The organism is Chryseobacterium electrogenes (assembly GCF_053553015.1).
In genome coordinates, this window is record NZ_JBNPPB010000002.1 from 604167 (window position 1) to 630166 (window position 26000).

At 34.5% G+C, this 26000-nt stretch carries 16 protein-coding genes, 3 tRNA genes, 3 rRNA genes and 4 pseudogenes; 14 read left to right on the top strand and 12 right to left on the bottom strand.

The features are described 5' to 3' along the window. Nucleotides 1-98 precede the first annotated feature (98 nt). From ACQQ6V_RS02730 to rrf, 5 genes are all read left to right on the top strand, one after another. A 16S ribosomal RNA gene (locus tag ACQQ6V_RS02730) occupies nt 99-1614 on the top strand. 210 nt (nt 1615-1824) lie between these two features. Beyond that, nucleotides 1825-1898, top strand: a tRNA-Ile gene (locus tag ACQQ6V_RS02735). Between the two features lie 100 nt (nt 1899-1998). Beyond that, nucleotides 1999-2072 (top strand) — tRNA-Ala (locus ACQQ6V_RS02740). Between the two features lie 155 nt (nt 2073-2227). Further along, a 23S ribosomal RNA gene (locus tag ACQQ6V_RS02745) occupies nt 2228-4989 on the top strand. A gap of 148 nt (nt 4990-5137) precedes the next feature. After that, nucleotides 5138-5245, top strand: a 5S ribosomal RNA gene (rrf, locus tag ACQQ6V_RS02750). The 16S, 23S and 5S rRNA genes sit together here with 2 tRNA genes alongside, the layout of an rRNA operon. Before the next feature lie 478 nt (nt 5246-5723). Here rrf and ACQQ6V_RS02755 read toward each other — a convergent pair. Continuing rightward, nucleotides 5724-6446 carry a YqjF family protein gene (locus ACQQ6V_RS02755; protein ID WP_448844059.1) on the bottom strand — a complete coding sequence of 241 codons (723 nt, stop codon included), beginning with the start codon at nt 6444-6446 and terminating at the stop codon, nt 5724-5726. A 16-nt stretch (nt 6447-6462) separates the two neighbouring features. Beyond that, nucleotides 6463-7863 carry an APC family permease gene (locus ACQQ6V_RS02760; RefSeq protein ID WP_448844060.1) on the bottom strand — a complete coding sequence of 467 codons (1401 nt, stop codon included), beginning with the start codon at nt 7861-7863 and terminating at the stop codon, nt 6463-6465. 207 nt (nt 7864-8070) lie between these two features. On the opposite strand from ACQQ6V_RS02760, the gene ACQQ6V_RS02765 reads away from it, so the two are divergent. The 4 genes from ACQQ6V_RS02765 to ACQQ6V_RS02780 all read left to right on the top strand — a co-directional run bounded on the left by ACQQ6V_RS02765 (nt 8071) and on the right by ACQQ6V_RS02780 (nt 10851). Beyond that, entirely contained in the window at nt 8071-8472 is a 402-nt protein-coding gene (locus ACQQ6V_RS02765; protein ID WP_448844061.1) for an LNS2 domain-containing protein, read from the top strand. A gap of 153 nt (nt 8473-8625) precedes the next feature. Next, complete coding sequence (locus tag ACQQ6V_RS02770; RefSeq protein ID WP_448844062.1) at nt 8626-9582, top strand: D-2-hydroxyacid dehydrogenase; 957 nt, start codon at nt 8626-8628, stop codon at nt 9580-9582. A gap of 115 nt (nt 9583-9697) precedes the next feature. Next, nucleotides 9698-10720 carry an asparaginase gene (locus tag ACQQ6V_RS02775; RefSeq protein WP_448844063.1) on the top strand — a complete coding sequence of 341 codons (1023 nt, stop codon included), beginning with the start codon at nt 9698-9700 and terminating at the stop codon, nt 10718-10720. A gap of 44 nt (nt 10721-10764) precedes the next feature. Next, nucleotides 10765-10851 (top strand) — tRNA-Ser (locus tag ACQQ6V_RS02780). A 255-nt stretch (nt 10852-11106) separates the two neighbouring features. On the opposite strand, the gene ACQQ6V_RS02785 is transcribed toward ACQQ6V_RS02780, so the two are convergent. After that, on the bottom strand, nt 11107-11313 hold the full coding sequence (locus ACQQ6V_RS02785) for a hypothetical protein (RefSeq protein WP_448844064.1): 207 nt from the start codon (nt 11311-11313) through the stop codon (nt 11107-11109). A gap of 192 nt (nt 11314-11505) precedes the next feature. Here ACQQ6V_RS02785 and ACQQ6V_RS02790 point away from each other — a divergent pair, with 192 nt between their 5' ends. After that, nucleotides 11506-12654, top strand: coding sequence for a hypothetical protein (locus tag ACQQ6V_RS02790; RefSeq protein ID WP_448844065.1), 1149 nt, complete (start codon nt 11506-11508; stop codon nt 12652-12654). Between the two features lie 299 nt (nt 12655-12953). On the opposite strand, the gene ACQQ6V_RS02795 is transcribed toward ACQQ6V_RS02790, so the two are convergent. From ACQQ6V_RS02795 to ACQQ6V_RS02820, 6 genes are all read right to left on the bottom strand, one after another. After that, the gene (locus ACQQ6V_RS02795) at nt 12954-15590 is read right to left on the bottom strand and encodes a hypothetical protein (protein ID WP_448844066.1); all 2637 of its coding nucleotides are present in this window, start codon (nt 15588-15590) and stop codon (nt 12954-12956) included. After that, entirely contained in the window at nt 15587-16375 is a 789-nt protein-coding gene (locus tag ACQQ6V_RS02800; protein ID WP_448844067.1) for a GLPGLI family protein, read from the bottom strand. Before ACQQ6V_RS02800 ends, ACQQ6V_RS02795 begins: the two co-directional genes overlap by 4 nt. 200 nt (nt 16376-16575) lie before the next feature. Continuing rightward, nucleotides 16576-17040, bottom strand: coding sequence for a hypothetical protein (locus ACQQ6V_RS02805; protein WP_448844068.1), 465 nt, complete (start codon nt 17038-17040; stop codon nt 16576-16578). Between the two features lie 178 nt (nt 17041-17218). Beyond that, the gene (locus tag ACQQ6V_RS02810) at nt 17219-18049 is read right to left on the bottom strand and encodes a carboxypeptidase-like regulatory domain-containing protein (RefSeq protein ID WP_448844069.1); all 831 of its coding nucleotides are present in this window, start codon (nt 18047-18049) and stop codon (nt 17219-17221) included. Between the two features lie 282 nt (nt 18050-18331). Next, nucleotides 18332-18760 carry a DUF6559 family protein gene (locus ACQQ6V_RS02815; protein WP_448844070.1) on the bottom strand — a complete coding sequence of 143 codons (429 nt, stop codon included), beginning with the start codon at nt 18758-18760 and terminating at the stop codon, nt 18332-18334. Nucleotides 18761-19103: 343 nt separating this feature from the next. Next, a complete protein-coding gene (locus ACQQ6V_RS02820) occupies nt 19104-19658 on the bottom strand; it encodes a hypothetical protein (protein WP_448844071.1) in 555 nt (184 codons plus the stop codon). A 276-nt stretch (nt 19659-19934) separates the two neighbouring features. Between ACQQ6V_RS02820 and ACQQ6V_RS02825 the strand changes: the two are divergent. Next, nucleotides 19935-20279, top strand: a pseudogene (locus ACQQ6V_RS02825) (transposase); the annotation flags it as partial. Between the two features lie 148 nt (nt 20280-20427). On the opposite strand, the gene ACQQ6V_RS02830 reads toward ACQQ6V_RS02825, so the two are convergent. Beyond that, nucleotides 20428-20916 carry a hypothetical protein gene (locus ACQQ6V_RS02830; protein ID WP_448844072.1) on the bottom strand — a complete coding sequence of 163 codons (489 nt, stop codon included), beginning with the start codon at nt 20914-20916 and terminating at the stop codon, nt 20428-20430. Nucleotides 20917-21257: 341 nt separating this feature from the next. On the opposite strand from ACQQ6V_RS02830, the pseudogene ACQQ6V_RS02835 reads away from it, so the two are divergent. Then, nucleotides 21258-22824 (top strand): annotated as a pseudogene (locus ACQQ6V_RS02835) (IS1182 family transposase). 138 nt (nt 22825-22962) lie between these two features. Here ACQQ6V_RS02835 and ACQQ6V_RS02840 read toward each other — a convergent pair. Continuing rightward, nucleotides 22963-23550: a hypothetical protein gene (locus ACQQ6V_RS02840; protein WP_448844073.1), complete on the bottom strand. Its 588-nt coding sequence runs from the start codon at nt 23548-23550 to the stop codon at nt 22963-22965. A 342-nt stretch (nt 23551-23892) separates the two neighbouring features. Between ACQQ6V_RS02840 and ACQQ6V_RS02845 the strand changes: the two are divergent. After that, nucleotides 23893-24491 (top strand): annotated as a pseudogene (locus ACQQ6V_RS02845) (transposase); the annotation flags it as partial. Nucleotides 24492-24710: 219 nt separating this feature from the next. On the opposite strand, the gene ACQQ6V_RS02850 reads toward ACQQ6V_RS02845, so the two are convergent. Continuing rightward, nucleotides 24711-25244 carry a hypothetical protein gene (locus ACQQ6V_RS02850; RefSeq protein WP_448844074.1) on the bottom strand — a complete coding sequence of 178 codons (534 nt, stop codon included), beginning with the start codon at nt 25242-25244 and terminating at the stop codon, nt 24711-24713. A gap of 301 nt (nt 25245-25545) precedes the next feature. On the opposite strand from ACQQ6V_RS02850, the pseudogene ACQQ6V_RS02855 reads away from it, so the two are divergent. Then, nucleotides 25546-25863, top strand: a pseudogene (locus ACQQ6V_RS02855) (transposase); the annotation flags it as partial. Nucleotides 25864-26000: the final 137 nt, after the last annotated feature.

Below are 26000 nucleotides of genomic sequence, written 5' to 3' on the forward strand. Positions count from 1 at the left end.
GAATATAGATCATTGAAATAACATATAACAACCAAGTAAGGAAAAAAAACCAAAGCGTCAATTTTAGGATTGAGTAGAGTTTAAGGATAAACCAACATACAATGGAGAGTTTGATCCTGGCTCAGGATGAACGCTAGCGGGAGGCCTAACACATGCAAGCCGAGCGGTAGATGTCCTTCGGGACATTGAGAGCGGCGCACGGGTGCGTAACACGTGTGCAACCTACCTTTATCAGGGGGATAGCCCGAAGAAATTCGGATTAATACTCCATAATATGAGTCAAGGCATCTTGATTTATTGAAAACTCCGGTGGATAAAGATGGGCACGCGCAAGATTAGATAGTTGGTGAGGTAACGGCTCACCAAGTCTACGATCTTTAGGGGGCCTGAGAGGGTGATCCCCCACACTGGTACTGAGACACGGACCAGACTCCTACGGGAGGCAGCAGTGAGGAATATTGGACAATGGGTGAGAGCCTGATCCAGCCATCCCGCGTGAAGGACGACGGTTCTATGGATTGTAAACTTCTTTTATATAGGGATAAACCTACTTACGTGTAAGTAGCTGAAGGTACTATATGAATAAGCACCGGCTAACTCCGTGCCAGCAGCCGCGGTAATACGGAGGGTGCAAGCGTTATCCGGATTTATTGGGTTTAAAGGTCCGTAGGCGGGCTTGTAAGTCAGTGGTGAAATCCGGCAGCTTAACTGTCGAACTGCCATTGATACTGCAAGTCTTGAGTAAAGTAGAAGTGGCTGGAATAAGTAGTGTAGCGGTGAAATGCATAGATATTACTTAGAACACCAATTGCGAAGGCAGGTCACTATGTTTTAACTGACGCTGATGGACGAAAGCGTGGGGAGCGAACAGGATTAGATACCCTGGTAGTCCACGCCGTAAACGATGCTAACTCGTTTTTGGGATTTAGGTTTCAGAGACTAAGCGAAAGTGATAAGTTAGCCACCTGGGGAGTACGTTCGCAAGAATGAAACTCAAAGGAATTGACGGTGGCCGCACAAGCGGTGGAGCATGTGGTTTAATTCGATGATACGCGACGGAACCTTACCAAGGCTTAAATGGGAATTGACAGGTTTAGAAATAGACTTTTCTTCGGACAATTTTCAAGGTGCTGCATGGTTGTCGTCAGCTCGTGCCGTGAGGTGTTAGGTTAAGTCCTGCAACGAGCGCAACCCCTGTCACTAGTTGCTAACATTAAGTTGAGGACTCTAGTGAGACTGCCTACGCAAGTAGAGAGGAAGGTGGGGATGACGTCAAATCATCACGGCCCTTACGCCTTGGGCCACACACGTGCTACAATGGACGGTACAGAGGGACGCTACCAGGCGACTGGATGCAAATCTCGAAAGCCGTTCTCAGTTCGGATTGGAGTCTGCAACTCGACTCTATGAAGCTGGAATCGCTAGTAATCGCGCATCAGCCATGGCGCGGTGAATACGTTCCCGGGCCTTGTACACACCGCCCGTCAAGCCATGGAAGTCTGGGGTACCTGAAGTCGGTGACCGTAACAGGAGCTGCCTAGGGTAAAACAGGTAACTAGGGCTAAGTCGTAACAAGGTAGCCGTACCGGAAGGTGCGGCTGGAACATCTCATTTTAGAGCGTCTTTAAGACGAAAAACGTACAAGTCATTAGATTGACAACAAGACCTTAGACAAAACTACAAGTTTTGGTTTTTTTACTCGGTTGGATATATAAAAAAAGATAAACCCACTAGAAATTAGTATAGGGAAGAGATTTGGAAAAAGAAGTTAGGAATTAGAAGTTAGAAATTAGTCTAACCTCTATTATCTAACATCTAAAACGAAGTCTCGTAGCTCAGCTGGTTAGAGCGCTACACTGATAATGTAGAGGTCGGCAGTTCGAGCCTGCCCGAGACTACTAATTGGAATAGAGGTTAGAGGTCAGAATTTAGAAGTTAGATATATGCGCAAGCAAAAGTCTAATATCTAATATCTATCATCTAACATCTTAACTAGAGGGGGAATTAGCTCAGCTGGCTAGAGCGCCTGCCTTGCACGCAGGAGGTTAAGGGTTCGACTCCCTTATTCTCCACAGTTTTAGGAGTTTGATTTAAAAGTTACGATTGGAGCCAAAAACAACAATTGTTCATCAGACAAATAAGAAGAAAACAAAGATCATTGACATTAACGGTAAAGACATCACAAAGAGAAAACCGAGCGCAAACAAGCGCTTGAGTAACCAATAGGAAAGAAATCGTTAAGGGCGTATGGCGGATGCCTAGGCTTTCAGAGGCGAAGAAGGACGTGGTAAGCTGCGAAAAGCTGCGGGGATCGGCACACACGAATTGATCCGCAGATGTCCGAATGGGGCAACCCGTCTGGTTGAAGACCAGTCATCTTGATGTTTACATTGAGAAGCAAACCCGGAGAACTGAAACATCTAAGTACCCGGAGGAAAAGAAATCGAAGAGATTCCGTAAGTAGTGGCGAGCGAACGCGGATTAGCCCAAAAGTCTTTATATATTTAGAAGAATGTTCTGGAAAGAACAGCCGTAGACGGTGATAGCCCGGTATTCGAAAGGTATATTTAGATGATAAATGAGTATGGCGGGACACGTGAAATCCTGTCTGAATATGGGGGACTATCCTCCAAGGCTAAATACTCCTGAAAGACCGATAGTGAACAAGTACTGTGAAGGAAAGGTGAAAAGCACTTCGAATAGAAGGGTGAAATAGAACCTGAAACCGTACGCCTACAAGCGGTCGGAGCTCACAAGTTGAGTGACGGCGTGCCTTTTGCATAATGAGCCTACGAGTTAATGTTACTAGCGAGGTTAAGGACTTCAGGTCCGGAGCCGGAGCGAAAGCGAGTTTGAATAGGGCGCTTAGTTAGTAGTATTAGACGCGAAACCTTGTGATCTACCCATGGGCAGGTTGAAGCTTTGGTAACACAAAGTGGAGGACCGAACCGGTTGACGTTGAAAAGTCTTCGGATGACTTGTGGGTAGGGGTGAAAGGCCAATCAAACTGGGAGATAGCTCGTACTCTCCGAAATGCATTTAGGTGCAGCGTCGTATATAAGTTTATTAGAGGTAGAGCTACTGATTGGATGCGGGGGAGTCAAATCCTACCAATTCCTGACAAACTCCGAATGCTAATAAATGTTCTACGGCAGTGAGGGCATGGGTGCTAAGGTCCATGTCCGAGAGGGAAAGAACCCAGACCAACAGCTAAGGTCCCCAAATATATGTTAAGTTGAAATAACGCGGTTGGACTGCATTGACAGCTAGGATGTTGGCTTGGAAGCAGCCATTCATTTAAAGAGTGCGTAACAGCTCACTAGTCGAGCGGTCCGGCATGGATAATAATCGGGCATAAACATATTACCGAAGCTATGGATTTATACCTTAGGGGTATATCTGGTAGGAGAGCATTCTATTTGCGCCGAAGCAGTATCGTGAGGTATTGTGGAGCGGATAGAAAAGAAAATGTAGGCATAAGTAACGATAAAGGGGGCGAGAAACCCCCTCACCGAAAGACTAAGGTTTCCTCAGCCATGCTAATCAGCTGAGGGTTAGTTGGACCTAACGCGAACCCGAACGTGGAAGTGGATGGACAATGGGTTAATATTCCCATACTTGCTCACACTAAAAAGGGGACGGAGTGCCGTACTTACTGGAGACTGACGGAATAGTCAAGACCTAGCCTTCGGGCGAAGTTGTTGTAAGGAAAGCGCTTCCAAGAAAAGCCGAAGTGAAGCAACCCGTACCAAAACCGACACAGGTAGTCGAGGAGAGAATCCTAAGGTGCTCGAGTGAGTCGTGGCTAAGGAACTAGGCAAAATAGTCTCGTAACTTCGGAAGAAGAGACGCCAACAGCAATGTTGGCCGCAGTGAAGAGGCCCAGGCGACTGTTTATCAAAAACACAGGACTCTGCTAAATCGAAAGATGCTGTATAGGGTCTGACACCTGCCCGGTGCTGGAAGGTTAAGGAAGGGCGTTAGCGTAAGCGAAGCGTTTGACTGAAGCCCCAGTAAACGGCGGCCGTAACTATAACGGTCCTAAGGTAGCGAAATTCCTTGTCGGGTAAGTTCCGACCTGCACGAATGGTGTAACGATCTGGGCACTGTCTCAGCCACGAGCTCGGTGAAATTGTAGTATCGGTGAAGATGCCGATTACCCGCAATGGGACGAAAGACCCTGTGAACCTTTACTATAACTTCGTATTGACTTTGAGTAAGTAATGTGTAGGATAGGTGGGAGACTTTGAAGCAGGCACGCTAGTGTTTGTGGAGTCAACGTTGAAATACCACCCTTTACTTACTTGGAGCCTAACTTCTTTTAGAAGGACATTGCGTGGTGGGTAGTTTGACTGGGGTGGTCGCCTCCAAAAGAGTAACGGAGGCTTTCAAAGGTACCCTCAGCACGCTTGGTAACCGTGCGTAGAGTGTAATGGCATAAGGGTGCTTGACTGTGAGACCAACAAGTCGATCAGGTGCGAAAGCAGGACATAGTGATCCGGTGGTTCCGTATGGAAGGGCCATCGCTCATAGGATAAAAGGTACTCCGGGGATAACAGGCTAGTCTCCCCCAAGAGCTCACATTGACGGGGAGGTTCGGCACCTCGATGTCGGCTCGTCACATCCTGGGGCTGGAGAAGGTCCAAGGGTTGGGCTGTTCGCCCATTAAAGTGGCACGCGAGCTGGGTTCAGAACGTCGTGAGACAGTTCGGTCTCTATCTATTGCGGGCGTTAGAAGTTTGAGCGGACTTGACTCTAGTACGAGAGGACCGTGTTGAACAAACCTCTGGTGTATCAGTTGTACCGCCAGGTGCACCGCTGAGTAGCTACGTTTGGAAGAGATAAGCACTGAAAGCATATAAGTGCGAAACTCGCCGCAAGATTAGACTTCTTTTAAGGGTCGTGGGAGATGACCACGTTGATAGGCTATAGGTGTAAAGGCAGTAATGTCATAGCCAAGTAGTACTAATTACCCGTAGATTTATAGCCTATTGTAAAGCGCAAGTTTGCGCGCCAAAGGTTTTGTCTTTGTGAACGTTTTTATCGATAAACATAGTTTTTAGTTTTTAGTGTATTGTTTTTAGTATGAATGCTAAATACCCAAAACTAAATACCCAAAACTAAAATATACCTTATTTAGGGTGGTTTTAGCAGAGGGGCTCACCTGTTCCCATTCCGAACACAGAAGTTAAGCCCTCTAGCGCCGATGGTACTGCTAACGCGGGAGAGTAGGTCGCCGCCAGTTTTTTTTAAAAGCTCAATCATTTAGTTGATTGAGCTTTTTTTTGGTCCATACTTTTGAAAAATGACGAAAGATATTAAACTTTAGAAGTTAGATATTAGAAATGTGATGAAAAGACATGAGAAACGAAATGGCATATACCGCATCAGCAAATCAACAAATCGTCATATTACCGTATCTCCATATCCTCGAATTGTCGCATCGTTCTCGCGCTAGGGATAGAAGCGGTTATCCTTTTTCTTTTGGCTTCTGGTGATTATTGTAATAGATTTTGAGCTGCCGAAGTCCTAAACAACGAAAGATAGACACTGTAAAAAGAAAAAGATAGTAGCGGATAGCCCGGTGACATAGCCTAAGCCTGGACTTAAGCAAGGAAGGATAGGGCAAGCGCCATAGAAAAAGATTAGATTGTAAGTATTGTATGAAAGAAAATTTAGTAACAAAAAATAGTATGTTTTTATTTTTTGTACTTTCCTTATTGTTACAGTCTTGTTTTCTCCCAAGCAATAACTTGAACGCCTTTGGAATAATGTGTTATATCTGGCTTACGTTGTTGTAAGTTGATGCTTCCTAGTTGGTATTTGGTTTCTAGATTAAACAATTCTATATTGTTAATTTCCCATTCTTTGTGATGAATATCATACCTATAATTTCGATTTTTAGTATTTATATATAGACAATATCTTTCTGTTAACCATAGGTCTAATGCTGATTTTTCTGTGAGATTCTCTTCAATTTTAAAGTCAATTGAAAGTTTAAAATTTTTAGTGTCAAGTTGAGAATAGAATTTGTTTTTGTCTCGAAGAATATTTGCTTTTTGATAAGGAAGACCAGAAAGTTGCTTGGCAATGATACAGGCAAGAAGTTTTTCTGCTTCAATATTAAGAAAATAAACTCCTTTTTTGCCTTCGTTTTCTACATAAGTTCTGACATTGACTTCATGGAAATTGGACAAAAATGAAATAGATAGAAGTGATTTTGGTCTAATTTTTTCCATGGTAAAGGCAACAATAGAAATGTAATAGTCACCATTGAAATTATCTAAATTGAATGCAGAAGGAACTAATGGTCTTAATTGATCGTAATCTACTTTCCAATGTAGAAAGATCGCTTTATTCCATTCTTGATAATATTTATATTTTTTATTGGGTATTGGATAAGGGCGATGTCGGTCGTCTGATAGTATGTTTTTGATTATATTCATTTTTAAATTTATTAAATTATTTTTTATTAAAAATGAAATAGATAGGTAATCCTAATAGTATTAATCCTAAACCTGGCCATGTGTAATTGGGTTTGAAAATGAAAAGTAAAATACAAAAAGATATACCAATCACTAGATATAAGATAGGTGTCATGGGATAAAGCCATGTTCTATAACCACGTTCTAAGTTAGGTTTTTTAATTCTTAAGTAGATAACTCCGATAACTGTAATCATATAAAATAAAACGATTACGAAAGATATCATATCCAAAAGATCGCCATATTGTCCACTAAGGCACAATAAACTAGCCCAGACACCCTGCATCCAAAGGGAATTAGCAGGAACATTATTTTTATTATTTTTGATGGCTTGCTTTAGAAATAATCCATCCTTTGCCATCGTTTGAAATACTCGGCTACCTGACAATATAATTCCGTTAACGCAACCGAAAGTAGAGATCATAACTAATATAGCAACAATATAGGTGCCCGCATTACCAAAAATTTTTTCGGCGGCAGACACAGCAACACGATCGTTGGGAGCAAAGGCAATTTCGTCTCGAGTTAATGTATTAAGATAGACTAGATTAACTAATAAATATAAAATCATAACTGCTGAAGTCCCAATAATCATAGCGCGGACAACATTTTTTTTAGGATTTTCTATTTCGCCCGAGATAAAGGTTACATTTTCCCAAGCTACAGAACTGAAAACTGAACCAACCATTGCAGCGGCTATTCCGCCTAATATTAAAGTGCCAGAAATACTACTCCAATTGGTAGCTAATTTTTGTCCATTTATTTCTTGTCCAAAGTCCTGAAATGATTGCCATCCCATCTGGAAATTTTCTGATAACCGTGAGTGATCTACCAAAACAAAGCCTAATACAATTAACCCTAAAAGCGCAATAATTTTAGATGACGTAAAGATATTTTGTAATATTTTACCGCTTTGGACACCTTTGGTATTGATAAAAGTGAGTAACAAAATAATACCAATTGCTAATATCTGAATCCATGTAATTTTGAAACTTCCTTGTTGAAAAATAGGTGCGGCATCATTAAGACCAGGAATAAGATAAGCGGTAAACTTCCCGAAAGCTACTGCCACAGCAGCAATTGTCCCGGTTTGGATAACTGTAAAGAGTCCCCATCCATAAAGAAATCCCATCATTTTTCCGAAGATTTCTGTGATATAGGTATATTGACCACCAGCTTTAGGAAACATTGCAGATAGTTCACCATAACTTATTGCAGCAGATACCGTCATAACAGCAGTGATAATCCAGACAACCAACATCCAATAGCCAGAGCCTAGATTACGCATAATGTCAGAACTTACAATAAAGATCCCGCTGCCAATCATAGATCCCATGACAATCATTATGGCATCCCACAGTTTTAGCTTCTTTTCCATAGTTTTATTTCTATCAAATATAAAAAAAAACTCATCACATCATGAGATATTAGATGATAAAACGTGATAATTTTAGTTTTCGGGTTTGTTAATTTTTATTGTTGTTGGATTGAGAATAGTGTTGTATAATAAAGTTTATGTTAATAATTTGATATCAATTGCTCTGTTTGCTAATTAATGCTTAATTTTGCCACTTGATTTTTACATATGGAACTTGAATACATAGAACATCTAAGCCCGATATTAAAGGATGGTGTTAAAAATTATCTTATTGATATTGATGGAACAATTACTGATGACATCCCTAATGAAGAGCCGGAGCGTATGCGTACCTGCGAACCTTTTCCGGATGCTTTAGAAACTATCAACCGTTGGTATGACGAAGGTCATCAGATCTGTTTTTTTACTTCTAGAACAGAGGATTTAAAGAAAATTACAGAAGAGTGGTTGGACCAAAATGGATTTAAGTACCATAGTGTTTTATGTGGTAAACCACGAGGTGGCAATTATCACTGGATTGATAATCACCTTGTAAAAGCAACACGTTACAAAGGAAAGTTTACCGATATGATAGAAAAACAAGTAACCATAGAAGTATTTAAAGATTAAATATCTTAACGATTACTCAGATCTAATCGCGCTTATCTAGCCCTGATGGAACGGTATGTCTGAGCTCATCTTTCTGCTTGAGCATTGATGTGGGGGATGGGGGAAGATAGCGAGTAGTGACAGCAGGTATAAGCTCCAAAATAAATTATTATAATGAAAATATTAGCTAATGATGGCCTTACACAAAGCGGTATTGATGCTTTGGTAGAAAAAGGATATGAGGTAATTACAAAAAAAGTAGCCCAAGAGAATCTTATTGATTATATTAATGAAAATAAGATAGCCGTAATCTTGGTACGTAGCGCAACGAAAGTGCGCAAAGATATTATAGATGCTTGCTCTAGTTTGCAAATTATAGGTAGAGGAGGTGTTGGTATGGATAATATTGATGTTGCTTATGCGCGCGAGAAAGGAGTCCATGTTATTAATACACCAGCAGCTTCTTCTGAGTCTGTAGCAGAATTAGTTTTTGCACATTTATTTTCTGGTTGTAGATTTCTTCAGCAAGCCAATCGTGCAATGCCTACATCTGGTGATGTGGAGTTTGCGAGTTTGAAAAAAGCCTACGAAAAAGGAATAGAACTCAGAGGGAAAACTATAGGGATTGTTGGTATAGGGAGAATTGGTCAGGAAGTAGCGAGAATAGCGTTAGGGTTAGGAATGAAAGTGATTGCTTCTGATACCAGAATTGGTAAGGCAAGTGTAAGGGTTGATTTTTATAATAATCAATTTATCAATGTTGAGATAGAGACAGAACCTTTAGAAGAATTGATTTCGCATGCAGATTTTATCACATTGCACGTACCTGCTCAAGATGGACCCATAATTGGTGCAAGAGAAATCGCAATGATGAAAGATGGTGCCGCCATTGTTAATTGTGCTCGAGGTGGCGTTGTAGAAGAGAAAGCTTTGTTAGAGGCTTTGGATTCTGGAAAGTTATCATTCGCTGGTTTAGATGTTTTCGAGAATGAACCTAAGCCTTCACAAGACATACTAAAACATACTAAAATCTCATTAACACCACATACAGGTGCTGCAACATTAGAAGCTCAAGATAGAATAGGGACTAGTCTTGCAGATCAAATCCATAGTATACTTTTAGTTAAATAGTTTTTGTATTATTTAACCTACTGAGAATAAAAAGAATTCAAGTAAAAACAGCCTATCTTTAGAGATGGGCTATTTTTATTGAAAGAAAATCAGATTAAAGCTTTATTTTTGAAAGATGAAACGAAAGGTCTTAATTATCTACACTGGCGGTACAATTGGTATGGAGAAAGATTATGAAACAGGAAGTCTTGTTCCATTTGATTTTTCTAATATTTTTAAAAGAATGCCAGAAATGAACCTTATGGAATGTGAGGTTTCTGTAAAATCTTTTGATAATCCCGTAGACTCTTCTGATATGGGGCCTAAAGAATGGCAAAAGATTGCACAGTTTATTGAGAAGGATTATCAGATATTTGATGGATTTGTAATTCTCCACGGTACAGATACGATGTCTTATACTGCTTCTGCGCTTAGTTTTATGCTTCGTAATCTTAAAAAGCCAGTTATTCTTACAGGTTCTCAGTTACCTATTGGAGACCTGCGGACTGATGCTAAAGAAAATTTATTGACAAGTATCTATTATGCAAGTCATTATGATAATGATGAAGCAGTTATACAAGAAGTAGCTCTATATTTTGAGTACAAACTATTACGTGGCAATAGAAGTCTTAAAGTTTCTGCAGAGTATTTTGATGCTTATCAAAGTCCAAATTATCCAGTATTAGGAGTATCAGGTGTCCATCTAAATATTGAAAAAGAAAATCTTTTACGCCATACTAATCAAGATTTTTATCTAGATACTCACCTGGATGAAAATGTTTTGTTTTGGAGGATTTTCCCAGGAATGAATTTCGATTTTTTATTAGATGTTAAAGATATTAAAGTTGTAATTCTTCAGGTTTTCGGATCAGGTACAATATTCAATAATGATAAGACTGAGCGTGTATTGCAACTTCTAAGAGAGAGAAACGTAGAAATTATCGTCATCAGCCAATGTGTATCTGGCGGTATTAGCTTTGGTAAATATAGCAACAGCAATATTTTCACTAGAGTTGGTGCAATTAATGGGAAAAACATGACGGCAGAGGCTGCAATTACTAAAGCGATGTATCTACTTAATAATCCTAATAATTCTGCCTCGTTTTCAGATATGTTCTCTAAGAATATATGTGGGGAAGTAACAGAAAATTTCCATTAAAAATAGTATTTATCAAATAAATTCATATATTTGCAACCTCGAAAAGAGAGGTGTCCGAGTGGTTGAAGGAGCTACCCTGGAAAGGTAGTATAGGGGTAACTTTATCGAGGGTTCGAATCCCTTCCTCTCTGCAATGTCAACTGATTAGCAGTTATTTATGATGAATAAAGCCAAAACTGAACAAGTTTTGGCTTTTGTTTTATATGAAATTGCATGATATTCAAATAAATGAAAACATAAAATTTCTCTTTTCTACCTTTACCTAGAAATTTTAATCTATTATCATGATGAATGAACTAATTGAAAAAATCAATGCAAGCTTTAAAGTATTAAAAGCATAATGATAAAGCCCTCCAGATTAGGAGGGTTTGTTGTATTTTATCCAATTATTTCCCTCTAAAAATTTTAGGAATCTCTTGTAATGGATTTTGGGTTTTTTGATTGCTATTGCTTTTGTCAAACAGTAATTCTACAGAATAAGGTTTATCGGCGTTAAATTGAACTGTTGCAGAAAACTCACCTTTCTTGGAAATCATAGACTCCAATTGAAGTGATTTAATTGTTGCGCCTGCCAGATTGATATTAATTGGCACTTAATCATTTATCTTTATTATTTTAGAAGTTTTTCTCCTTAAAGATTATTGCGTGTAAGAATATGTCAATCAAAAACTAACCTCGCTTAAAAAGACTTAAGCGAGGTCATTTATTTTATCTTTTATCTGAAGATTGAAGTTGTGCAATGGTTATCAATGTTAGCTGTAGTGTTTTTGTGTATATTTGCAATTATGAAACGATTAAAGTTATTAAATTCCGTGTATTATTTAGTAATTAGTATTGTTATTATAAATAGTTTGTATTATTATAATTTAAATAATTTCTATTTTAAAGAGTTTTTTCTCAACTATTGTGACGGATTTGTCAGAAGAGGAATTGATGGTGAGTTATTGTACAATATTGGAATGTATCTACAAATTTCGCCACTAATAGTTATTCCTATTGCAACAATTTTTGTGATAACTTTATTTTTCATTTTATTAATTAAATTTTTAATTGACAAAGAATATTTATGGATTGTAATTTTTTCTATGCCGGTATTATTATCCGAAATTTATTATGGAAGTATTTTTAGAAAAGATTTATATGTTCTTTTATTGATATTAATGCAATTTAATATTATATTTAAAATGAAAAATTGGATTTTAAAATATCTTATACTTTTTGGTGTTTCAATTTTCAGTATGTTTTTTCATGAAATATTTTTCTTTCTCACTTTAGTTCCATTAGCACTACTTTTCGTGTTTAAAAAGTATAGGTTGATCAGTTTAATGTTAATAGTAATAAACACAGTTCTTTTTCTTATAACCTATAAATACTCAGGTTATAAAATAGATTCTAAAGTTATAATTGAGTCATGGAATTTAATTGATTCCAATATAAAAAGTTATCTAGACAGATTAGATAGAATTTTATATGTAAGGTCAACTATAGTTTTTAAATCATCGAAATGGAATTTTAATTCTGCTTTAAATTATTTATTTGTTATATTACTGAATTTCTATTTTATTGTAGGGATAATAATAAATAAAATAGAAAACACTAGAAAAAATATTTTCATTGCTACTTTTGTCCTAAATAATTTTATTTTATTGATGCTTTGTATTATAGCTGCTGATTTTTCTAGATGGTTTTTTATGGTTAACTTAATTTCAATTGTTTTCCCTTTTTTAATCGATAATCAAAGTTTGGAAAATTTTAATAAAAAAATTATAGTGAATAATACTTTTGTTAAGATTATGAAATTTTTCAATTATAAATTATCTTATTTTTTGTTCTTATTTATAGGAATGCCTTTTTTTGGTTTATGGAATTTTAAAGAGTATATTGAAAAGACGCCAATTGGAATTTTGTGGTCAATTATTAAAGATTACAGCTAACGAAAAAAGTATTGGCGAGTGCGGGAATTCGAAGAACCAAAAAGTTCAAGAATTCATAAACGTAGCAAATATTTTTCTATGGAATAAACTTACAAAAATATGTGAAATTAAAAAGCAATTGCAGATTATTTTGAGTGAAATTTCCAATATTATTTTCGGGTTGTGAATTCAATACTCGGCACGTTTTTATATTCTGGTGAGGCACCACCATAAAGGCTTTTTATATATTTTTTTAGATTTTCGGGGATAGAATATAAACTTGTTCCGTGAATTGATTAGAGAACGTAGTTTTATATTTTTTAGCTTAGCGAAATTCTGATTTTAAACAATATTTGTCTTGGTCTTAACTGATAATTTGTTTCAACATAGCTAAACTGATTGATATTTATTGTTCTGAAATTGGTTGTGTTGAAGAGGTTTGTCAATTGTATTTCCAAATCTATTTTTTTCTTTTTTAAGGTGTATCTGTATATTAAATCTGTGAATAAATTCTCTGTTCTTTCCGAAAATAAATTATTGTTTACATATTCGGTTTTTATAGCGAAATATTGGTTTTCTTTTGGATAAAAGTTAAGATTAAAAATATGACTTTGTTGTTTAACAGTAGGGTTGGATTGACTTTCAATTTTATTTTTAGAAAACGTCCATTCAAGTTGATATTCAGTATTTAACCAATTTGTAAAGTCGGTTTCAATTTTACCTCCTATTCTAAGGTTTTGATTGGAAATATTAGACCAATCTGTATTTATAATCTGTTGAAACTCCTGTAAACCAAAATTTGAATTTAGGCTAATATTTGATTTGAAATTTCTAAAATATTTACTTGCACGAGTCGAAATATTATGATTGTTTCTGTTGTTAGCTTGCTCAACTGCTTGTAATTCGGTTGCTCCGTTTGGTAATACTTGGGTTTGGTAGATCAAATTATTTTCACTTTTCGTATTTGTGTACATCATATTCCAAAATAAAGTTTTGATAGGGTTACGATAAGTAATTCCGAAAGAATAATTTTGATTAAATGTTTGTGGTAAAGGAGAATTTATCCGTTGTATATTTCTGTAATTCTGTAAAATGTAGGCATAATGAAGTTGGTTAATTATCCCAAACTGATTAGAAATACTTGTAGAAGAATTTATTTTCCAAAATAAATTTACATCATAAGTTGCAGTTAATCTGGGTTCAAAAGTTACTCGGTTCAGGTTTTCCGATTGCTGTAAAAAATTGTCTTTTATTTGATATGAATGAAAATTAATAGGAGTTGAAAATTCTAACCTCCATTTGTTTTTTTTATATTGGGTTTGCAAATTAAAATAGATTTTAGAACGATTCCAATCCAAGTCATTGGAAAAATCATGACCTAAATTTGTATTTTCCGAAGTGGTGATTTGACTGTAAAGATTCTGACTTTCCAATTGAAATCCTATTTTGGGTTCAAGTGAAAATCGGTTGATTACTTTGGTTAAACTAATTGAATTATTGGTGTAAAATGATCTTAAATCAATTTGTTGATTGACTTCACCAAAAGGTAAACCATGATTCAATAGATTTTCAAACTGCCCAGGATGTACAGCGAGTGTTTGAGGGGTTTTGTTATAAGCGAGATAAGAATTTAGAGTAAGTATTTGTTTTCCGACAGGAAAAATTGATTTTAAAGTGTTGGAAAATCTAAAAAATTGATTGTTGAGTTGTTGATTTAGATTTTTATTGTTCAACACAATATTTCCTTTCTGACTATCCCAAAATCCTTGAAATTCTAAACTGTTTTTAAAATAATTCTTATCTGCATTTTTTTGCAAGGTTACATTTGTTTGTAACGAGTTGTAATATAGTTGATTGTGTTTTTCTTCTAGTAATGTAATGGTATTTGTTGGCGTGATAAATTGTGTGTTGGTATAACCGTTTTGTTGTTGATAATCATTCAGATAAGAAGTGTTGATTCTTAATTCGTAGTTTTTTTTAAGTTTATGGAGATAATTTCCCGAAAGTAAATGAATGTTGTTGTTCAGCCATCTTTTTTCTGAAAAATTTGGTTTGGCTAGCTGTTGTACAGTAAGCCAATCTGTTTTCTCAGAATTGTTTTCAAATTGGTTAAGAAGGTCTTCAATAGTTAATTTTTTGATTTGTGAAGCTATATTTTCCCCTGTGTTGTTGGTTTGGTATGTTGTCAGCATTTGCCTTTTTTTTGTAAAAAGCATAGGCGTTGCATTTACATCCCAGAGTAAAGGACTAAAACCACTTCCTAACCTTGCTTGTCCTGTAAAGGTATAAGCATTCTTCAGTTTGATGTTGAGCGCTGTATTGTCCGAAAATTTCAGACTGTCCAAAGCTTTTATAGGTTGATGATTTTCCAATATTTGGACTTGGGCAACCTCTTTGTGAGGGAGATTATCGTTTGCTAAATTGTATTTCCCTTCCAATAAATCCAAACCTTCAATATAGTATTTGTTGATGGCTTTTCCTTGATAAAGAATTTTTCCATCGTTGAGGACTTCAATTCCAGGGAGCCTATTTAATACATCTGCAATCGTTCTATCTTGATCCTTTGCAAATGAATTGACAGCATAACTTATGGTATCGCCTTTTTTTGTTATTGGAGAATTTTTTATAACAATTTCATCAATCATCACCGAGCTTTCTCGTAGTTGAAAGTTTTGAGTTTGGGATTTGTTTTCAATATTTTTTTTGATAGATTCAAAACCTAAATTTCCTGCCTCAATTTCCACATCCTTTAGTTGGGATGCAAATGTAATTTTATACAAGCCATTTGCTTTAGAAATGTCGTAGGCAATTATTTTATTTGTACTGATTTGCTTAATAAAAATGCTCCCACCTGAAATTGGCTCACCAGCGTCATTACTTAATTTTCCGTTAATTGTAACTTGGGAAAATATAATTGAGCTAATAAATATAAAAGAAATTAAAAAGAATTGTTTCATTCGTCTTTAAGTTCTATAGGATTATTATCATTTTTAATTTTTTCTTTTAATTTTCTTTTAATTTCCTTCTGTTCTTCACCATTAATGATATTAGATTCAGGGATTAATAATCTTACGGGATCAGTTTGATAATCATATTCCATGTTTTTAAAATCAGTTTTGGAAACAGCCTTAAAATTATTCATCGTATAATTGGACTTCTCTTTTGATAATTTTGTTAACTCAAAAATATGATTACGTTCAGTGTCGCTAATAAATATGATTAGACCTGGTAATCCGTTAAAAACATAAGGTCCATAAGGTAATAGAATATCACTTGTAAAATACGCGGTATATTTTCTTCCTGAATATATGGTTGTTGCGATATTACAAAGATAACCGTTATGAGTTATAGTATCGTTAGTTAATGTCCAATCAAGTAAAATTTTATCATCATATTTTACTTTTATTTTGTTAAAATAATTTCTAAAGAAGGTAACTTTACCTTGTTCATCAATTAGTAATGATTTTAATCTAGGTGGTTTAATATTTTTATTTGATCCTTTTATGATACCATCTCCTTTATATACCGTCTCCAATTTTTTTTCATTTTCTAAGAGATGAAAATCAGTTTCACTTAAAAAGTATTGCTTATTATCAGAATTGATGAAGAAATACTTTTCGGTATTATTTTTTTCACTTAATGAATCTTTTTTAAAAGTATAATTATACTCAACGATATAACTTTCCTGTCCAGAAAGAAAACCAAAAAGCAAAAGATTTATTATAATAATTGTTAGTTTCATAGGTTTTATTTATTAATTTTTATTGTCTTATTTTATGTAGAAACAGAATTGCCTTCCATATCTGTTTTATTTCTACAAGAAGTTATACACAACCCGGAAAGCATTGTAAGAGTGCAAAGTAATTTTAGTTTATTTTGACAAAATTTTCAACTTTGAGTTTTAGCTCTCATTTTATAAAATCTATGTTAGCTGTAGTTTTTTTATTCAATTTTAAATTTGAGATTATTTTCAGCAATATTTTGAAAAGGTTCAATAATATCAACTTTAAAGTTTTTCGTTGCATGATCGGTTTGAAAAACTTTTTCTGAATTTTCAGTCTTGATATATAATTGGTGAATTCCAGCATCTAAAATTAATTCAGGATTATTATAATCGTATCCGGTTCGGGTTACTTTGTGTATTAATTTTTGAATTTTCAACATTTCTTCTTCGGAAATTTTACCATAGAACTGTCCAATTTTAGAACTATCAATTGTTTCATTGAAAGGGTTGTGTTGAATCTCGATTTCAAATGATCTATCCTTTTTAAGTTTAAAAATATAATTTGGTGAACCAAATCCACCATTTTCATATCTAATGAATTCAAAATTTTCAATTTTTTGACACGAAATAATAAATAAGAGGAAAATGATTAGAATTCTAGATTTAATTCGAAATGATTTCATAGCATTACGGTTAACGTATCGGGGCTTGGCGTCAGTGGCGGAAATTGAATCGAAAAGTTTCAATTAGGCGACACAGTAAGCAAAAGCGAATTAATTGAACAAATTTATAAAAAAAAGGAAATATAATTGGCTTTTTGCAAAATAAATAGAGTAGATGCTTAATTAAATACTAAACTTATTATTTTTCAATTTTCACATCAATATTGATGGCAGGCCCTGCAGCGGTTAACTTAGTCCAAGGACCATAAAATTTTCTGTAATAAACACTTTTTAATAATGCGCCGCTTAAGTACATCCAACCATCAAAGGCATTCATTACTTGTACAGTAACAAAAAAATCTTGTTTATCTATCCAAATATTTTTATCACTTACATCAAAGGTAAAGGTTTCATTAATTATTTTGTCTTTAGTTAAAACAACAGAAAGTGTTTCGTCCGCAAGAGATTGTCCAGGGAATTTTTCATCTTTAGAATAAACATTAAAATTGAGTAGAATAGGCACATCTGTCTTAATGTCAATAATGTTCAGGTTAATTTTATCAATTTTTATTTTTTTTGAGTTTGAGAAAAGAACTCCGAATTCTTTTGATTTATCTTCTTTACTTCGCGCTGGATTAAAACCCAATAATATTTTTTTGGATTTAGCATTTGTTCCCCAATTTTTATTTACGTACTTCTTTGGATTTATTACAACCTCTTGAATATTAAAAATATTTTCTTGTAGAGTAATAATATGATTTTTAGTATTTATAAAATTATCAACTTTATTTTTAAATGTCTGATAGCCTCCATATTCAATAATGATAAAATTATCTCGAGAAATATTAGTTAAATCTATTGAAAAATTGCCATTTTCATCAGCGCTTGATCCTATGTTTTCATTGTTAATCCCAATTTTCGCAAAAGGTATTGGCTTATTATTCTCCTTAGAAATAATTTTTCCATTGATGATTTGCGAATTTATAATTGCGAAAATAAAAAAAAATATAGTACTAAATTGTGTTTTCATTTATAAGGTTTATGGAGGAATATCGTACAATGAAAAAGGTATCGGCAATATTTGGGAATTCTAAAAACCAAAACTTCTGGGAATTAATAAACGAAGCAAATGCTTTTTTCAATTGACTAAATTATAAAAAATAGTTAAACAAAAAGCAGTTGCTGCTTATTTTGAGTGAATTTCTGCTTTTACAAAAGCTTGCTTAAAAAGGTTAAAACAAAGTCGATATTTTCTGTATTTTTAAAAATTACAGAGTTGTGCAAGGGTTACCGGTGTTAGCTGTAGTTGTTTTTAAATTCCATCAAATATTCCACCAATAAATTCACCTATTCCATTAAAAATTTCGCCGAAAACATCTCCAAAATCTAGCCACGAAGCATCGATGTCCATACCTGGAATTTCAAACCAATCAATATTTGAATTTGCTGAAATTGATAATCCACTTAACATTTCGGGTTTCATTTCAGAATAGTCGCATTCTTCTCCAATTTCTTGATGATATTTATCAAAATCTGAGTGTGAAGAAAATGTACTCATTCCCCAACAAGAAAAGTCTAAACCATTATACCATTTACTTTTATTATGAGCTTTTTTAACTTCTTCGGGCTTGTAAAATTTCTTTTTTCCATAATCTTTTACAAGAATTTTTCCAATATCAGAAATATATTCTTTTTTATTTTTTGGTGCAGGAGAACAAGATAATCCCATAATTTCAGGCAAATATATTTTTTTAATTAATTTACAAATGCTGATTTTGTATTTAATTTAGAAATTTAATTTTCTTTTATTTAACGGTAGTTTGGTACAATTACAGCTAACGGAAAAAGTATTGGCGAAGTGCGGGCTTTCGGAGGACTGAAAGTTCAAGAAAGACCAAGCTGAGCCGATGCTTTTTAGTGGGAACTAAATTACAAAAAATGTTGAAACTAAAATCAGTTGCTGCTTATTTTGAGTGAATTTCCGCTTTCACAAAACCTCGCTTAAAAAGGCTAAAACGAGGTCGATATTTTCTGTATTTTTAAAAATTACGGAGTTGTGCAACGGTTACCTATGTTATCTGCAGTTACTTATAATTTTCAATTTTTCCTCTGAAATATCCTTTTCCTTTATGTGGTATTATATTACCAAATTGATCAGTTTCTATTTTTGAAAATTCAACATAACCATAAATACTATCATTTGGTTTATATTTAGATTTATTTAATATTAGTTTTTGAATTGGGTTTTTAAAAGTAGAAGGTTTTTCGTTATCTGTGATTACATCATCTGCTGAAAATGGATAAATCTCATATTCATTTTTATTTACTCTAATATTAAAACCAATTGAACTAAATCCAGAATTATATACTATATTTATATTTAATGTGTCCAAATTTTTCCAAAACATAGGATTGCAGACATATTCATCATAAATCACTTTGGTTGTTTTTTTCTTTTTAGGTGGTTCAGAATCTATCATCATTTGAATTTCATTCTCAGATTCCAATTCTTTAAAAACTTTATTTTGGTTAATATTTTTGTCAATAGAATATACTTTCCATTGTGCTTTTTTAGAAGTTTCTTTCTTGCAATTTAATAAAGTAATTAACAAAATTGGTAATAGAATTTTTATCTTCATTTAAAGTGAAATGTTTGTGATTAATTGCGTACAACGGAAAAAGGCTTTGCGAAGTACGGGAATTCGAAGAACGAGAAGTTCAAGAATTCAGAAACGTAGCAAATGCTTTTTCAGATTGTTAAGTTATAAAAAATAATCAATATGAAAAGCAATTTGCGGAATAAGTAGGAAAGAAGTTCAATTTAGGACTTAACCCCGTATTTTGCCAATACAATGTGCTTGTTGCACAACTCAATTTTAGAAGATACTCAGAATTCATAACTATATCTACGCGGGAAAAAGCTTGAAGACAGCATCCACAAGCCACTTTATGATAGAATGCATGAAAAACTAACGCAACACAAAGCTTATCACCGCAGGCTGGTTAAACGCCGTTCAAGTACGGTTGAGCCTGTTTTGGGGATGCTGATCAACTAACACAATATGAAACGTGTTAACAGCCGTAGGAAAGCTCAAGCTAACAAACACGTTTTGATGTCGGCGCTGTGTTACAATCTGAAGAAATACCTGAATTTTGTGACGAAAAAACCGAATATCTTAGTTCAACAAATGCAGCTTCTCAAGAAGAGGTTTTGGTTTTTAGATAAGCAACAAAATACTTGTTCGATAGCTTGGTTTTAAGTCTTTTTAATTATTAGATTTCTTGGAAATTGCCAGAATGAACCTCGCTTAAAAAGGCTAAAACGAAGTTGATATTTTCTGTATTTTTAAAAATTACAGAGTTGTGCAACGGTTACCTATGTTAGCAGAAGTTGCAATTGGAGCTTTTTTACTGCTTTTTTGTTTTGGTAGATTTGATTCCAGTTAAAATAATTGATACTAAAATAAGTGAAATTCCAATTATCAAAAATGGAATCCAAAATATGAAGCAAAATTCAGATAACTTTATAATGAATTTGCTATAATCACCTCGTGAAACAAACATTCCTGCGCCAAATATTAGCATAAGAATTGAAGAGAAGAATGATATTACTCCACCAATAAATAATTTTCTTCTCATTGACATTTTGTTCTGAGTCATTAAATTTTCAGGCTCATAAATTCCCCAAATATTGTTTGAAAATTCACCAGCTGAAAACAAGATTCTTTTTCCATTATTTTCAATCTCATAAACTTCAAAAGTATAATTTTGATTGTAAAGTGGATCCTTAATATTTATTTTTTCGCCAGTATTATTCCATTTTTTATCCCAAATATTAATATTTTGAATAAAGTAGGGTTCATTATCAGTTATCGTTTTAGAAAAATTCCATTTCATAATGGTCTGCGATGTGTTTGTATGCAATTTCTGCTAACGGAAAAAGTATTGCTGAAGTGCGGGAATTCGAAGGACTGAAAGTTCAAGAATTCAGAAACGAAGCAAATGCTTTTTCAATGAAACTAAATTAATAAAATTATGTGAAATTAAAAAGCAATTTGCGGATTAAATAGACGAAATTTTCAACTTTCACAAAACCCCGCATTTTGACAATACAATGTGCTTGTTGCACAACTCAATTTTAGATTTGGTGTTTTGTCTTAATCTACTATGTTTTTTTTAGTTAAATATTTGGTTGTCAGAATTTTATTTATTAAATTAGACTAAAATAAATCATCCCGATGCAAGGCCGGAAAGTATTCACACCACAGTTATTTTACGAACTAAGCTTAGATATTTTAGTTCCTTCAGATAATTTTTATCGCCGCGTCAATCAGTCTTTAGAGCTGGATTTTCTGTATAAAGCTACCCAAAATTATTATGGCAGCCAGGGTCAGGATAGTATTGATCCTGTAGTTTTTTTCAAGATTTTGCTGGTTGGCTATCTCAACAATATCAATAGCGATCGTGCGCTGATACGTTATTGCAGCAATTGTCTGGACGTCCGATTGTTTTTAGGCTATGATCTCAACGAAGAATTGCCTTGGCATTCCACGATCAGCCGGACACGATCCCTTTTTGGTGAGGAAGTTTTCTTGGGGCTTTTTCAATTAATTTTAAAAAAGTGTGTCGAACAAGGCATGGTAAGAGGCAAGCGTCAGGCGGTAGATTGACTTCGTCTAACCGCTACGCTAGGTTTCAGTATTTATCAAAGCCAATGCAAGTATGGATTCTTTGGTGGAGAAGGATATTTTGCAGGACTCTTCAGCTTATGTTAATGAACTTGAATTGAACTCAGAATTCAAAACTACATCTACGCGGAAAAAGCTGGTGGAGCAACATCATCAATGGAAAAAAGAAGAGTATAAAAAGATGCCCGGTGCTAAGAAAATTATAGCTCATGATGAGGACGGGAACGAAATTCGTCCAAAATTCCTAAGCAACCACACCCATTACAGTCCAACAGATTCGGATGCGAAGATCTCAACCAAACCGGGGAAACCTCGCCAACTGAATTACGCAGGGCAACTATCTGTTGACGATAAACATCATGTCATCACCGGTGCTTGCGCGAGTACTGCTGGGAGCAAAGACAGCGCCATATTTTCCGATATTATGGATCAAACGCTTGAGAATCTTGGACAAAACGGTATCGAAATCAATGAGGTGTTAGCCGATGCTGGTTACAGCAGTGGGACGAGTTTGCAATATTGCTAGGACAAAAATTTAGATGCTTGGATCCCGAACTTCGGACAGTACAAACCCGTCCGTGAAGGATTTATATTTAATAAAGAAAAAAATCGCTACGAATGTATTCAAGCGGGCGGAAACCGAGCCTTATTACCCTTCAAACGGATTTTAACAGACAGTAAAGGCTACGACAAGAAAAGCTATCGCAGTAGCGAGAAAGATTGTGGCAATTGCCCTCTACGACAAGAATGTTGTGGCAAATTGACGAAGTTTAAAAAGCTGGAAGACAGCATCCAAAAGCCACTTTATGATAGAATGCATGAAAAACTAACGCAACACAAAACTTATCACCGCAGGCTGGTTAAACGCCGTTCAAGTACGGTTGAACCTGTTTTGGGGACGCTGATCAACTACCACAATATGAAACGTGTTAACAGCGGTGGAAAAGCTCAGGCGAACAAACACGTTTTGATGTCGGCGCTGTGTTACAACCTGACGAAATACCTGAATTTTGTGACGAAAAAACCGAATATCTTAGTTCAACAAATGCAACTTCTCAAGAAGAGATTTTGGTTTTTAGATAAGCAACAAAATACTTGTTCGATAGCTTGGATTTAAGCCTCTTTGATTATTCTATTTTCCTGGAAATTGCCAGAATTAACCTCTCTTAAAAAGGCTAAAACGAGGTCGATATTTTCTGTATTTTTAAAAATTACGGAGTTGTGCAACGGTTACCAGTGTTAGCAGAAGTTATATTTATTCAGTTTTTATATTGTTTATAAAGTCTTGATTATTTACAAGTTGTTCTACAAGATTGTCAATTGCCGGTGGTAAAAATTTTTCAAATTTAGCACCTTTAGTATTTGCTTTTCCAGTTATTAGGTCTGTCCAAACAACTCTTCCGCTTTTGTCAATTAATTGAAACTTTACTGTAATTTGTGGAATTAATTGAACTGTTGAGAAACCAGAAATTGCTTCATAATCTAATTTCGCTAATTCTGATTTTAGTATATAATCATTAGTAACATTATTTACTGGAATATTTTTTTCTTTAAATCCATTTTTAATGGCTTCTGTCAGGATTTCAGCGACAGGTTTTTCAGCCATATATGCTCCAGACATTGTCTGATTGTACATATTCTTTTTGTAAAAAATAACTTTTTCATCTTGATAGCCTCTTGCGTCTTTCATTGCTTCAATTTGAACAGTTTTGCTTGAGGATAACTTATTGTCAATTTTCATATTTGATTGATAATTAATCTGTTTTGCTGAATTTGACAAGGCACAACTTGTTAAAGATAATAGTGAAATACCTAAAACAAAAAATTTAAATTTTGATTTCATTTATTTAAGTTATATAGTTTGGTTTTATAATTTCTGCTAACGGAAAAAGTATTGGCAAAGTACGAGTTAAATTGGACGAAATGTTCAATTTAGACCAAACGTAGCCAATATTTTTTCAATGGAACTAATTTATAAAAAACTTGTGAAATTGAAAAATATTGGCGGCGAAAAATTACAAATAGTTCAACTTTGAACTTAACCCCGCATTTTGCCAATACCGTGTGCTTATTGCACAATTTAATTTTAGATTTGGTATTTTGTTTTAATTTACCATGTTTTTTTAGTTAAATATTTGATTGTCAGTATTTTATTTATTAAATTAGACTAAAGTTAATTATCCCGATGCAAGGCCGGAAAGTATTCACACCACAGTTATTTTACGAATTAAGCTTAGATATTTTAGTTCCTACAGATAATTTTTATCGCCGCATCAATCAGTCCTTAGAGCTGGATTTTCTGTATAAAGCTACTCGAAATTATTATGGCAGCCAGGGTCAGGATAGTATTGATCCTGTCGTTTTTTTAAGATTTTGCTGGTTGGCTATCTCAACAATATCAATAGCGATCGTGCGCTGATGCGTTATTGCAGCAATTGTCTGGACGTCCGATTATTTTTAGGCTATGATCTCAACGAAGAATTGCCCTGGCATTCCACGATAAGCCGGACACGATCCCTTTTTGGTGAGGAAGTTTTCTTGGTGCTTTTTCAATTAATTTTAAAAAAGTGTGTCGAAAAAGGCATGGTAAGAGGCAAGCGTCAGGCGGTAGATTCAGCTTTTATCAAAGCCAATGCAAGTATGGATTCTTTGGTGGAGAAGGATGTTTTGCAGGACTCTTCAGCTTATGTTAATGAACTTGAATTGAACTCAGAATTCAAAACTACATCTATGCGGAAAAAGCTGGTGGAGCAACATCTTCAATGGAAAAAGGAAGCTTACAAAGTGAAAAAAATACAGCTTCTCAAGAAGAGATTTTGGTTTTTAGATAAGCAACAAAATACGCGGTCAATAGCTTGGATTTAAGCCTCTTTGATTACTCTATTTTCCTGGAAATTGCCAGAATAAACCTCGCTTAAAAAGGCTAAAACGAGGTCGATATTTTCTGTATTTTTTAAAAATTACAGAGTTGTGCAACGGTTACCTATGTTGTACGCAGTTTTTTTAGAAAGAATATCCTAAAGCAAAACCTAATGCTGGATATATTTTATTTTGCTTATAATCTAAATCACTAGCATTTCCAATTCCAGCATAATATCTAAAGATAAAATGATTTCCTAAAGGAAGTTGCTGTCCGAATTGAATTTCATTTAACCAACTTTTTCCAACAGGATAATATTTCATTCCACTAAGAAGATATTTCGTTTGAAATGCTACAAAAGTTCCTGAATTATTTTTAAGTGAGTATTCTTTTTGAGATCTTCTTTCTCTGCTTAAATAATATCTGATCTGTGCTCTTGCAAAAATACTATTGCTATTATTTGTCCATTCATAAGAAATTCCATTATGCCAAAAGTCAGTAATTCCGCCCCAACCAAGATTTACGTCAGCAAGAAATTTATCATTAATTGGTATTTCTGTTCCGAACGAAACTCCTTGCAGACCAATTTCTAACTTATAATTATTTTCAAATTTAGTTTGTGCTGAAATGATTTGAGAAAGAAAAATTATTCCAGCAATAAGAAAAGTTTTTTTCATCTGATTGTTTAATATTTTGATTATCAACTTAGTACGACATTGGTGTAAAATTCCGTACAACGGAAAAAGGCTTTGCGAAGTGCGGGAATTCGAAGAACGAGAAGTTCAAGAATTCAGAAACGTAACAAATGCTTTTTCAGATTGTTAAAATTAAAGAAAAAATCAATATGAAAAGCATTTTGCGAATTATTTTGACAAAATATTAAACTTTCACAAATCCCCGCATTTTGCCAATACAATATGCTTGTTGCACAACTCAATTTTAGAAGATATTCAGAATTCATAACTATATCTACGCGGAAAAAAACTTGAAGACAGTATCCACAAACCACTTTATGATAGAATGCATGAAAAACTAACGCAACACAAAGCTTATCACCGCAGGCTGGTTAAACGCCGTTCAGGTACGGTTGAGCCTGTTTTGGGGACGCTGATCAACTACCACAATATGAAACGTGTTAACAGCCGTGGAAAAGCTCAGGCGAACAAACACGTTTTGATGTCGGCGCTGTGTTACAACCTGAAGAAATACCTGAATTTTACGACGAAAAAACCAAATATCTTAGTTCAACAAATGCAGCTACTCAAGAAGAGATTTTGGTTTTTAGATAAGCAATAAAATACTTGTTCGGTAGCTTGGATTTAAGCCTCTTTGATTATTCTATTTTTCTAGAAATTGCCAGAATAAACCTCGCTTAAAAAGGCTAAAACGAGGTCGATATTTTCTGTATTTTTAAGAATTGCAGAGTTGTGCAA